Below are 12,846 nucleotides of genomic sequence, written 5' to 3'. Positions count from 1 at the left end.
TGCCAATCACTCACGCGCCCTTATCACCATCAATGACTCGCCGTATTTATGATTTATTGGCTTTGCTGCCAAACGGCGGCTTCGCAAACCACACAGTCACAATCAATACGATAAACACCCAGCCACATAGCCAGAAAATCTCGTTAGCCGCAATAATTAGCCCTTGGCTGGTGATCTGCTGAGCAATAAAGCCGGAGGTTTGCTCCGTGGTCATGCCATGCGCCGCCATCCCTTGGTACATGTCGAGAGATTCAGGGTTGTAATCTGTAATAAATTCAGTGAGCTGGCTATGATGCACGGCTTCCCTATCACTCCACAGCGTGGTGGTGATCGATGTCCCAATAGAGCCCGCCAACGTACGGAAAAAGTTCGCCAAGCTGGAGGCCGAGGCTAATTTTTCAGGTGGCAGCCCCGACAGCGTCAAGGTGGTCAACGGCATAAAGAAACAGGCTACTGCCATCCCCTGCACCAACTGTGGCCACACGACGGCATCGAACCCCATGGATGGCTCAAAAGTATACGCTCTCCAGAAGAAGCAAATGGCATAGAACACGAAACTAAAGGTAACTATCCAGCGAATATCTAAAAAGTCCGAAAGTTTCGCGACAGGAGCTGAGAACAATACGGGTAAAAGGCCTATTGGGGCGAGCGCTAGCCCTGCCCATGTTGCGGTGTAGCCGTACACTTCTTGCAGTAGCTGCGGCAAAAGTACGATCGCCCCAAAATACGCCATATACGCCAAACTGACTGAAATGGTACCAATGGTAAAATTGCGGGATTTAAACAGCGATAATTCGACAATCGGGTTTTTGGAGGTCAGTTCCCAAATAACCATAAACACCAGCGCAATCGCAGAGATCACCGCAAGAATCACAATCTCATTGGACGCTAACCAACCAAGCTCTTTCCCTTTATCCAACAATACCTGCAAACAGCCCACACCGACAGATAGCAACGCTAAACCGATCACATTGAATGGCACTTTAACCACTGTTGATTCCATTCCTTTCAGAATGATCGAGCCGACAATGATCACGAAGATCCCCAGCGGGATATTCATAAAGAAGATCCAGCTCCAATGGAAGTTATCGCTGATATATCCGCCGAAAATAGGCCCAAAAACAGGGGCTAAAATAATGGTCATCGACCAAAATGCCAACGCCATATTCTGCATTTTCGGTGGATAACACCGCATGATTAAACTTTGTGAGAGCGGGATAACAGGTCCAGCAACCGCCCCTTGTAGCACACGGAACAAAATCAGCATTCCTAGGCTATCGGAAAAACCACACAGCAGTGAAAATAGCGTGAACAGTGCCGTTGCCCACAGGAAGACTCTTATCTCCCCGAAGCGTTTGGCCAGAAAACCGGAAATCGCGATAGAGATAGCGTTCGATACCCCAAATGAGGTGATCACCCACGTACCTTGAGAGACGGATACCCCAAGGTTCCCCGCAATCGTCGGGATAGCCACGTTGGCAATCGTGGAATCCAACACTTGCATAAATGTCGCCAGAGATAGGGCGATGGTCGCCCAGACGAGTTTAGCCCCTTTTAGCGGTTGAATATCAGCCATGGGACTAATCCGCGTTATCGCTGATAATAGTGTCGATCACCTGATCCACATCGTTTAACTTCAACACCAAAACATCACTTTCAAACGCAGGGGTTGTGCGTTGAACTTCCGACAACACAGGACCATTTTGGTCTTTAATATCGATGGTCACATTCATGGATAAACCAATACGCAGCGGATATTTCGCGACTTGTTCTGGATCTAACTCCACGCGAACTGGCAGACGCTGCACCACTTTAATCCAGTTCCCCGTGGCATTTTGCGCAGGCAGCAATGAGAACGCACTCCCTGTCCCCATGTCCAGCCCCACTACGGTGCCTTTGTAGCTTACATTGCTACCATAAAAGTCACTGTTAATCGTGACTGGCTGACCGATACGTACGTTTTCAAGTTGTGTCTCTTTAAAATTAGCATCGACCCAAACTGGCTGAACTGGCACAATCGCCATTAGCGAGCTTTGCGGGCTGACTTGGGAACCCACTTGCACATTACGGCGAGAGACATACCCCGTCATCGGGCTTTTGATTTCTGTTCGCTGCAGATTGATCCACGCACTGCGCACGCTATCGGCCGCTTGTTGCACTGCTGGCTGATTTTTCAGTGCCGTGTTACGCAACAACGCGCGGTTAGCATTGTATTGTTGAATCGAAATATCCAGCGCGGCTTGCGCCAGTTGCACCGCTTCTTGAGAATGCTGTAAATCCTCTTTTGAAATCGTCCCACTGCGACCTAATGCGGCACGGCGTTGATAATCTTTTTGCGCTTGCGCAAGCGAAACACGATTTTGTTGGATTTGAGCTTGGTACTGATCCCCATTGATATACAACTCTTTGGTTTTGCGAACCGTGGATGCTAAATCATGTTTGGCCTGTTCATAAGCCAGTTGCGCATTGGTTTTATCCAACACCACCAGCACATCACCCGCTTTAACCAAGTCAGTATTTTCAAAATTCACTTGGGTGACATTTCCGGTGGTTTGCGCAACGATAGGAATTTGCAAACCCGACACATAGGCATCATCGGTGTATTCTTGAAAACGTAGAACCAAAAACCAATACACGCCATAGGCGACAAATAACAAAACAATAATAACCGTGGCGATGATCATCCACAGTGTTCTTTTATTCTCTTGTTTCGTTTTTTGATGTTCTTCAATTGAATTTGTCGGTTGTTCCATAATAACTCTCAAGGGAAATGGTCTTTACTTTAGCAATAAACCTATCTTTACGAACTCACCGTGATAATGCAATAGCCAACTGTTTTATATTAACTAAATATCCATTTTAATTTTTATTTTCTGTTTTAAATCAATATTCAATCTTTTTTTAAATTAGCAAACTCAAATATAATCAAAAAAAGATGAGATTATTTAAAGATAATAAAAATATTCTAAATAAGACAATTGCAAATAATTAAATAATAATTGGTGTTTATTTCTTTCATTCCCAAATAGTCATTCTCGCGTTTTTCAGTCTATTTCCTACCTTTTGTACGATTTTTTACTCTCTCTAGCTCCCCCGCACAAAATGTTAACCGTGATCAAACTTTGCCCAAAAAATAGCTCACTAATTATTTATTTTCTATCTGTATCAATGTTAATATTCGCAAACATTATGATTATCATTATCATTTAGTTTTGCTAGGGAAAAACATGAAAACACACTATCACTACTCTTTAATCGCTGCGGGTGTTTGCGCAGCGTTGGCTTCATTTAGCGCCACGGCAGAAGAAAATTCAGACAAAATGATTGTTACGGCATCGGGTTATTCCCAACAATTACGTGATGCCCCTGCCAGTGTTACCGTCATTACCGCTGAGCAGCTACAAAACAAACCTGTTCGTGACTTAGCCGATGCGGTCAAAGATGTTGAAGGTGTCAGCGTCGTCGGTAGTGCCAACAAACAAGATATTAATATTCGCGGGTTATCCGGCGAATACACCCTGATTTTGGTGGATGGTCGTCGTCAAAATAGCCGTGAATCTCGCCCAAATGGTAGCGGCGGCTTTGAAGCTGGCTTTATGCCACCTGTTGAAGCTATCGAGCGTATCGAGGTGATCCGTGGTCCAATGTCCTCCCTGTATGGCTCTGATGCCATGGGCGGCGTCATTAACATTATCACCAAGAAAGTGACCAATGAATGGCACGGTAGCGTGACCACCGGTGCAATTATTCAAGAAAATAGCGAAAGCGGCGACTCCATGGACGGTAACTTCTACCTGTCTGGTCCGCTGATCAAAGATAAACTCGGTTTACAACTGTACGGTGGTGGGGATTACCGTAAAGAAGATCACATCATTGATGGTCATAACAAAAAAGATAATAAAAGTCTGACAGCAAAACTAACCTTCACTCCGATGGAAAATCAAACCTTCTTATTTGAAGCAGGCAGAACCACCCAAGAAAGAACGGAAACTCCAGGAAAATCTATTGGTGAGTATGCGAACAGAGCTGGACTACAAAAAAATAATAAAGATGAAACGCATAATAACCGCAATCATATGGCATTAACCTACAAAGGTGATTGGGATATCGTACAAACTGAAATGAGTGTTTATCAGGAACAAACTAAACGCTCAATTAAATCACAGAGTAGAAATGAAATAACAAACAATTGGGAAGGTGGTTATGAAGCCAGAACCCCAGAAATCACTAACACAGTGGTAGATGGTAAGGTTACTGCTTTTCTACCTGATAATATTTTGACAGCAGGTACCCAATATCAACACGCGAAATTAAAAGATACTTCAGCAACTAACTCGTCAACGACTGAAAGTGTTTCTCTCTCCGCAGATCAATACGCTCTATTCTTAGAAGATGAGTTTACTGCAACTGAAAATCTGATTTTAACGGGAGGCATCCGTTTAGATCACCATGAATTCTATGGCGACCACTGGAACCCTCGCGGTTATGCGATTTACCATTTAACGGATGAAATTACTCTTAAAGGAGGGGTATCACAGGCTTTCCGTGCCCCAACACTACGAGAAGTTAGTCGTGGATATGGTACATCTACGCAGGGCGGTAAAGGTATTATTTATGGTAATCCTGATCTGAAACCAGAAAAAAGCTTTAACCAAGAGATCGGAATCGCTTATGACCATGAATCTGGTTTCAACGCGAGCTTAATGTTCTTTAATACCGATTTTAAAAATAAACTCACCAGCTATGACACAGGTAAAGAAGACCCAATCACCAAACTAAAATTGTATACCTATGACAACGTTGGTGAAGCCAATATTAAAGGGGTAGAAGTGGCTGCAGGAATGCCATTCGCTGAAGATTGGAACCTGAGTCTCAACTACACTTATACAGATTCAGAACGTAAAAGTAATGATGAGAAATTAAAAAATGGAACATCCCTCAAAGGTTATCCATTAGATAAAACGCCGAAACACTTAGCCAATGCAAAATTAGATTGGCAATATAATCCAGATTTGAATTTATATACCCGCGTTCACTATGAAGGAAAGCAAATCTGGGCGGCACAACGTAATAGTTATTCCGGGGCTCGTTATCGTGATGCCTATACCACCATGGATGTGGGCGCGACCTATCAACTGCTGAAAAATACCAAGCTGAATTTTGCGGTGTTAAATATTGCCAACGAGAAAGGTCCTAAGGTTGACGCAGAGAATGGCGGCAACTGGGATGTTGAAGATGGTCGCCGTTACTGGGCGAATGTCAACGTGACATTCTAATCCCTGATTGCGGGTATGACGCTTATCGCTGACTACCCGCTGATTCTGTTTAGTTCGATGGCAATCCCAATGATAAAAAAACTGTTTATGGCGAGCCTATTGATGTGTATCGCAAGCAATACGTGGGCGCGCCCCAACCCGAATATTCCCGAATTCGATGCGCGTGTGGCTGACGTATACACGGTGCAGCACCATGATATGCGCAATGGCCAGCGCGAGCTGCGCATCTACAGCGCCGTTCCACAGAATATTTCAGAAAAACGTCCCGTGATGTTTATGTTAGACGGAAATGGCCTGTACCCGCTCGCGGTCAATCAGGCCGCTCAGCTATTTCCGCCAGAAAAATTACCGATTATTATTGGTATCGGCTATCCCAGCCCAGAGGCATTTCCCAAGAAAGAACGCACATACGACTACACGCCGAAAGTTGCTGGTGACGCATTCCAACACGGCGGCGGTGCGGAATCTCTGTACCAGTTTCTCACCTTCACTATTCGCCCATGGGCTGAACAACAGTTCCCGATAGATACCCAACGCGAAACGCTATTTGGGCACTCATTTGGCGGTTTATTTACTCTGATGGCGTACCAAGACCACCCTGCGGATTTCCAGCATTTTGTCGCGGCAAGCCCGTCATTATGGTGGGGAGAAGGGAAAATGGTGAATTTAGATAAGTTAACGCGCCCGTCGAAAGCATCGCCGCTAGATATCACCCTCGGTGAGTTAGAAGAAACGCCAGATTTAAGCCGTTTAACCGATGAGCAGAAGCAAAATTATCAGACTCGCAAGAGTTGGATTTCCCCCCGTGAAGTGTGTGAAACCATCAATAGCCCTCAACGGGTGTGTGATTTTACCTTATTTGCGGACAAAACCCATGGTAGCGTCATTCCCGATGCCATCAAAAAAGCGTTGGAAATCGCAACATCCGAGCCATAAAAAACTCGGTTTCCTGCCCAAAAGCACGAAACCGAGTTGTTATCGATGAAAACTGACCAGACAACTTAACTGTCTGTGGTGGCGCTAACAAGGTAATCCACAATATCCTGTAAGCGTCGCCATTTCATCCACACTTCATCCTTTAATGGCTGTTCAGTATATTCCTCAATCGCCGCAATCAATTCCAACAGCTCTAAAGAATCGATATGCACATCGGCAATCAGCTCTGCATCCATGGAATAGGTTTTGTTGATACCTGAATACTCACGAATCTGCTGAAGATGGCGCTCTAGCCATTGCTGCGCAATATCTTGTTGTGTGGTCATCTCATCACCTTATGAGAAACGTTTGGCATTATCGTTATACCGCTCGACTTCCGCTTGGTCTGTTCTTAAAGCACCATGTTCCGTACCCGTGAAAAATTTATCTGCTTTAGAGATAGAATCTGCAAACATTTGCTCAGCGGGTACTGTTTGTGGCGCCGTACGCAACCCTTGATAAATTTCTTTATCTGCTTGGCTACGGTTTAACCCACCGACTGTCGTGACGACGGGTTTTGCTGCATTCTCTGATCCATTGTTCGATTTCCAGCCTGATTCAGTTCGAACATAGCTATTCTGAAAACCTGAATTTTTCGGCAATAGCCATTGAATATCCGCAATATGTTTTCGAGGTTGCTCAACTCGCTCGTTGGCTTCTAGCTCAATGGCTGGCTTAGTTTCTTGCTCAATGACTGGATTAGCTTCTTTCTTAACCGTTTTCTCACTCACTGGCGGCTGACTTTCTAAAAATGGTTTTTCGGCAACTTGCGGTTGATATTGGTTAATGTTCGGGATTTCAAGTGTGGTTTTCACACGTCCCGAAGTTTGAACGACAGGTGAAGCTAATTCTATATTCAAGACAGATTTAAATGACGTCGGTAATAATGGTTTTTCATTTCCTTCATCATTGGACTGAACAGAATTGATGCTCGTCGTTTCATGAGGAGAGCTATAATAATTATTCGTAATATAAGTATTATACATATTTTCATTATGGCTAGTGCTGCTAGGCAATAACGGGGTTGAAGGGGATAAAGGTGTTGATGGAGAGGCACCAAGATGCGGTCTTCCAGCATCAATTTCATCGCCCACCGCACGATTCCCCCTTAACGGTGATGCTTCGGTTGGAGATTGGGCCTGAGCTTTAGGCTGACCTAAATCCATAATCACTTTTAAAGGGCGAATGGTTTCAATCTTTTCTTCCAACGCCAAGAATAAATTATGAAGTTGGCAGGCTTTATCCACAAATGCATGGCTTTTATGTTGCTGATATTCATTTATTGCCCCCGCCGCCCGTTGTTCACAACCATGATTCAGAGAACTCACTAAAAAATCGTTGATTGGGCGGCTATCAATTTCGTCTTGATTGAAATAAGCACCGAGGGTTTCTTTGATTGCAGGGTCAACATACTGCTGTTGATAACGCTGGGATAATATTTGCAGTTTATCTTGGCCTAATGTAGAGATTGCCGATTCGATTTTTTTATCGAATATTTTCTCTTCATTCCCCAGTACTTGTTTTGCCTGCGAGTTTTTTTCACCCATCACATGCAGTTTTTTAATTAGGTTTGCAGCGCTCTCTATAAGCCCTTTTTCAGTTTTTAATTCTTCCGGTTTTAATAACGTTAATAGAATTAAATTATTCTCTGGGCGGTAATTAATTTCTTGCTGTGCTAAGTTCCCACTTGCGCCCGCACATAATACAGAGAGCACCATTCCCTGAGTGATTTCAGGATGAGTTTGGTTCAATAACTGATGAATAACCGCAGCTTGTTTATTATGATTAGCTCGGTGTAATTCATTACGATCTCCGGCAATCGAAACTTGCTCATTTGTTATAGAATGCCCAGGAAAACGGCTTTGCTCCCCTACCGAATTAACCGTCGAAATTTGTGAACTAATAGGGTTATTACCTGCCAGTGATGAGGCATTTAATGATATATCTGACGAACGTCTAATCTCGGAATTAGCGCTTCCAATAATAGGCATAAAAACTCCTCATAATTGCTTATGATTAAAATTAAATAAGATAAATAACTTAAATTACATATTGATCAGGCTATTATTATTTTGATTTAAATCTTTTATTAACTGGATAAGCAACTGAACCAAAGTATCAAAATGGCTATTATCTTGGCGGAATGTTTCTAATAGTCGGGAAACACTGCTATTAGTGGTATTTTTATGACTGTCCACTGCAGTTTGAAAACTTTGAAATATTTGAGAAGAAATTGCAATCTCCCCATATTCTGCTCCGTTCAACTCATTCATTGAATCGTATATTTTCTTCAATGGTGCCATATCAGGATAAATATGAATTTGATTCTTGTATTCAATAACAACAAATCCTTGCCCTGATAGTTTCTTTTTCCAGAATTCTCCCGAGTTACCTTTTGCATCAAAAGAGGCTAAAGGTACCAAGTAATTTAACATCACAGACTGGTCACCACTAGGATATCCTTCAAACATTTTCTTTAATATTTTCATATGACTGGTGTCTGTGTTCGGTGAGCTAAGCAATGATATACTCGGTGGGTTTCCCGTATTTTTGAAATACCCTGACACTGCATCGTTCATTGAGTTGATCATCCGGTATTTAAACAGCTTAATTTTGCCCTCTGATGCCCCCTCCAGGTGTGTACTCATTTTTCCCAACCCTGAGTTTACGGCTTCCATATATTTTGTGGCCGCTTTTACCACCTCACCATAATTTTTCTGATACCCAGAGTGAATGTTATCAATCATCTCCTTTAGCCCATCAATATGCGCTCGCCCATCATCAACAGGCTCAGGAATATGCTTGTATAAGTCTGCTGAATGCTTTGATGCCATCATCATCGAACGATACTGCACTTTGATTTTATCCAAATCACTGCTGACAGTCTCTTCACGAAACGACGTTTCTGCAACATCATAGCCTAATTGACGAAAAGCCTGGTCCGCCTGTTGAAAAGCATCCGCTTGTGGGTCAAATGATAAAGCTTCCCCAATATGGGAAGCCGTACGGGTTTGATTATCCGTAGCTTGCGCCGCTGATTGTAGATTTGTCTGACGAACGTGATTAATGGTCGATGTAATTTCCATCATGGTTAACCTCGCACCACATTTTGGAACGTGCGTAATTGACCTTCACGAATTTCACGCAAATGTTCATTCATTTGCTTAACCAAATCTTGGCTCTTATCCACTTGTTTATCTTTGTCAGCGGAGACAGTGCGTGCAACATCAGCCACTGACTGCTGGGTCATTTTGTTGGCTTCTTCCCCTTTCACATTCACTTGGTTGGCAGACGTTACCATTTGACCCGCATTATCCGACAAGCGACCACCTTGCTCTGCAATTCCCATCTTAACGCGAGTTTTATTCATGATGCGCTCGTGCTCATCACGTTCAGCCAGACCTAATTTGTTGGTACGCTGAGCCGCTTCATTCCCACGTTGATTCGATAAGGCCTGTTGAGCCGGTGTTGCCTGATCGGCAAGTTTCACATCCGTACCGTCTTTTGTCTTCAGCGTTAAAGAATTGCCTTTTGCTGATGACAGTGAGTTAGAATTCAATTCCGTTAAGCGATCCGCCGCTGCACCATTTTGGTTAGCTTTCACCAAATTCGTTTTAATTGACTGATTTTGCTTATGTAAAGCACGACCTTGGAAAGCGGCACCCGCGGTGCTGATGGCTAAAGAGGTAAAGAAGCCCGCTAAGGCACCTGAAAACATCTCTTTACCTTCTTTGATGGTCGATTCTGCCGCAGCTTCCACCATTTTGGCATTCAACATTAAGAAGTCTGCGCTAATACGGCGGTCCGAAATATTCAATTCAGCAACCACTTTACGAATGATTTTGATCAGCTCCAACATAATGTCACTGCTGATGATGCCGACAAATTCGTTTTTTTTCACATCATTAGCCGATTTAATGGTCTTAGTGTCTTTATCTGATACTGCTTGATTATTCAGTGCATCCCTCGAGAATGAACTCGCAATAACCACTTGGATCGCCTGAGCAATCTGCTTAATATCCGTCTCATCAAGCTGATGGTTATTATCAAACACCTGCTTGATTGCTGTGTTTTCCTCAGTCAGTACTTTAGAAACCGTGGCTTGCATTTGTTCAGGTGTAATCACCAAGAAGTGACGAATATCATTCAAAAGCGCGTTTTTTTCTGGCGTCATCAACTGAGACAGTGCCTCAGATAGATTTTCAATCGTCATATCAACCGTAGCGCCATTTAATGTCGGCTTGTCTGAATGCGGCTCAACAAAAACATTTTGAACATTCGGTAATTCAACATTTTTACGGACGCCTGAAGCAGCGTTTGAGTTCACTTCTTGGTTATTGACCATTGAACTGTGATTCATCTGAGTCAATACAGGTGAATAATGGGGTTGATTAATCGTTGTCATTTAAAATTTCTCCAATATTTACGCAAAGCGAGCTGTTTTCAACATATCAACTTTATTGCTATTTGATTGTTTTAGAGATGTCATCATGCCGCTGAACATTTCGTCCGTTTGCTCATAGGTTTTTGACATGGATTTGATTAATGCATTGAGTAACTCAGTCAACGCTTGAATGGTTTCATTATTCAGCATCATGCCTGCCAGCATCTCTTTCATATCTCGCATCTGAGCTGCCGCTTCTAAACGTAAACCACCGGTCGTTGCCGCATTTGCCACAGATAAAGCCGCTCCAGTTCCTCGCATCCCAACTTCAACACGAGCCATTGCCACACCTTGCGTTTTCACACCAGAAGTCGCTTTGTCTGCAATTTTTGCAATGTCTTTCACATCGTCGAGTTTGTCAGCCGCTTTGGCTAATTTAGCGGTGTTACCCACTTTCACCATCTGCCCACCGAGAGAGACAAAATCTGATGATTTATCTACCTTATCAACCGCTTGAGTCACCGATTTGGCGATATCTTTTACATCATCAAATTTATCGGCCAGCTTGGTAAATTTGGTCAGCTTAACCATGTCATCTGCGCTATCCGCAACTGACTGCCCCGCTTTGACACCTTTAGTGGCAATATTTCCCAATGCATTGGTGAGGCTTTTTGGCATGGATTTAATGGCACTTTTCAGTAATGTTCCGACGTTTTTCGCCAGCATTTTTGTGACATTACTAACTGTATTTGCAATATTTTTGACAAACGATGACATAGAAAGTAACGAGATCGCTAAGAATGCAATTGCCGCCAATACCATGCCGACAATACTTCCTATCTTTTTGGCTTCCTCTTCTGGAACACCAAAAGTAATCAACATATCGGTCACGGCACTGGAAATTTCGGCGGCCAGCATCTGCATCAAACTGCCTTGCCCTGTCTCTTCCAGAACAATATCGGCAATCGACATTGCGATACCAATCGCAGCTACCGCTAACGTTAGCGGAGCAGCTGCTCCAAACGTTGCAACAGTGGCAATGACTGATACTGCTAACATTATGTAGCTAAATACTTTACTGGCACAGGATGCTGCTTTGTTAGCATCTGCCGCTTTGCGTTCTGCTTCGGCTGCTTCTTTGGCTTTTTTATCAGAGTCTTTACGAGAGGCTTCATTGATTTTCATCATCACCTCTTCTTGCTCTTTCATATTGCGAATTGAATCTTCATTCATCGCTTTTTTCAGTTGAGCCGTCAGCATGGTTAACAGCGCGATAGTATTTTCCCATTTTTCACCATCAACATTCGTTTGAAGCGGTGCAGTCTCTATAAATTGATTTAATTTTTGACGATTTTCATCGGCAATTGCCGCGACCTTTATGGAATCGCTCAACAATGAATCTAATGACGAATTTAACTGGCTAATCTCATTTTTGAGCACACTCAGCTCGTTATCAAAAACGGTAATATTTGAATCTAACGTTTTTTGCTGTTGGGTAATTTGCTCAATGTCGCTCGAAATTTGCGTAATATTCGCTTCCAACATCACCTCTCGCTGATACACTTCTTCGGTATAAGGTTTTGGGAGCGAATCTAATTGGGCTAATGCAGTTTGGTTTTCGGCTAACTTTGTGCTTAGCTTGGTAAGATTTTGTTCATTACCTGCAAGCAAAGCCTCATTTTTCGAACGCTGGTTTGCCAGATCGTTAGATTTAAAATTCAGCGGCTTTAACTGGGCTTGCTTCTCAGCCACTTTGTCACGGATATCTTTAAGCTGATCAGTAGAGCCCGCAAAGGAATCCAATAACTCCGCACCTTTTTGACGCAATGCTTCCGATTCAATATTTAATAACTGCAGGCGGTTATTTAACTCACCGATATTCCCTTCATGTAATAACTGACGAATGGTTGAAAACGTTTCAATCAGTACTGCATTGGCATTAAATCCTTTAGCTTGTTGAGCCTCTGGCGACATTTTCATTGCCGACATTTTTGGCTTTACTAGCTTTGGAAGATGCTCTGAACGCTGACTCTTCATTTGTTCTGAAGACATTAGCTCGCCACATGCCTCTTCTAAGGCTAATATCGCTTTCGCGCTTGCCTCACCTAGCCCTAGAGGGTTATTCCCTTTCAAGAACGTGTGAATATTATTAATTCGATCATTACCTGAAGCGCTACTAACGCCGGGCATAGTGACTTGACTCATGGTATT

9 protein-coding genes are annotated in these 12,846 nt (G+C 43.2%); 2 read left to right on the top strand and 7 right to left on the bottom strand.

What is annotated here, in order from left to right; translation table 11 throughout:
• Positions 1-46: 46 nt before the first annotated feature.
• Both LDO51_RS07050 and emrA read right to left on the bottom strand, forming a co-directional pair.
• A complete protein-coding gene (locus LDO51_RS07050; RefSeq protein ID WP_225576870.1) occupies positions 47-1,576 on the bottom strand; it encodes a DHA2 family efflux MFS transporter permease subunit in 1,530 nt (509 codons plus the stop codon).
• A gap of 4 nt (positions 1,577-1,580) precedes the next feature.
• On the bottom strand, positions 1,581-2,753 hold the full coding sequence (gene emrA, locus LDO51_RS07045; RefSeq protein WP_225576869.1) for a multidrug efflux MFS transporter periplasmic adaptor subunit EmrA: 1,173 nt from the start codon (positions 2,751-2,753) through the stop codon (positions 1,581-1,583).
• A gap of 474 nt (positions 2,754-3,227) precedes the next feature.
• On the opposite strand from emrA, the gene LDO51_RS07040 reads away from it, so the two are divergent.
• Together LDO51_RS07040 and LDO51_RS07035 are read left to right on the top strand one after the other, a co-directional pair.
• Positions 3,228-5,276 (top strand): TonB-dependent receptor domain-containing protein, encoded by a 2,049-nt coding sequence (locus LDO51_RS07040; protein ID WP_225576868.1) that lies wholly within the window; start codon positions 3,228-3,230, stop codon positions 5,274-5,276.
• 15 nt (positions 5,277-5,291) lie between these two features.
• Complete coding sequence (locus LDO51_RS07035; RefSeq protein ID WP_225576867.1) at positions 5,292-6,212, top strand: alpha/beta hydrolase; 921 nt, start codon at positions 5,292-5,294, stop codon at positions 6,210-6,212.
• 65 nt (positions 6,213-6,277) lie between these two features.
• Here the strand turns inward: LDO51_RS07035 and LDO51_RS07030 are convergent, their stop codons facing one another.
• The 5 genes from LDO51_RS07030 to sctE are packed head-to-tail and all read right to left on the bottom strand — an operon-like array spanning position 6,278 to position 12,840.
• On the bottom strand, positions 6,278-6,538 hold the full coding sequence (locus LDO51_RS07030; RefSeq protein WP_225576866.1) for an acyl carrier protein: 261 nt from the start codon (positions 6,536-6,538) through the stop codon (positions 6,278-6,280).
• Between the two features lie 9 nt (positions 6,539-6,547).
• Positions 6,548-8,242 (bottom strand): hypothetical protein, encoded by a 1,695-nt coding sequence (locus LDO51_RS07025; protein WP_225576865.1) that lies wholly within the window; start codon positions 8,240-8,242, stop codon positions 6,548-6,550.
• A gap of 54 nt (positions 8,243-8,296) precedes the next feature.
• Positions 8,297-9,340 carry a hypothetical protein gene (locus tag LDO51_RS07020; protein ID WP_225576864.1) on the bottom strand — a complete coding sequence of 348 codons (1,044 nt, stop codon included), beginning with the start codon at positions 9,338-9,340 and terminating at the stop codon, positions 8,297-8,299.
• A 2-nt stretch (positions 9,341-9,342) separates the two neighbouring features.
• Complete coding sequence (locus tag LDO51_RS07015; protein WP_225576863.1) at positions 9,343-10,656, bottom strand: IpaC/SipC family type III secretion system effector; 1,314 nt, start codon at positions 10,654-10,656, stop codon at positions 9,343-9,345.
• 18 nt (positions 10,657-10,674) lie between these two features.
• On the bottom strand, positions 10,675-12,840 hold the full coding sequence (gene sctE, locus LDO51_RS07010; protein ID WP_225576862.1) for a type III secretion system translocon subunit SctE: 2,166 nt from the start codon (positions 12,838-12,840) through the stop codon (positions 10,675-10,677).
• Between the last annotated feature and the right edge of the window lie 6 nt (positions 12,841-12,846).

It is taken from the genome of Providencia alcalifaciens (assembly GCF_020271745.1).
In the GTDB taxonomy this organism is placed as follows: Bacteria; Pseudomonadota; Gammaproteobacteria; order Enterobacterales; family Enterobacteriaceae; genus Providencia; species Providencia alcalifaciens_B.
Note: the sequence above shows the minus strand (reverse complement) of the source record. Positions and strands in the feature narration are given on the sequence as shown.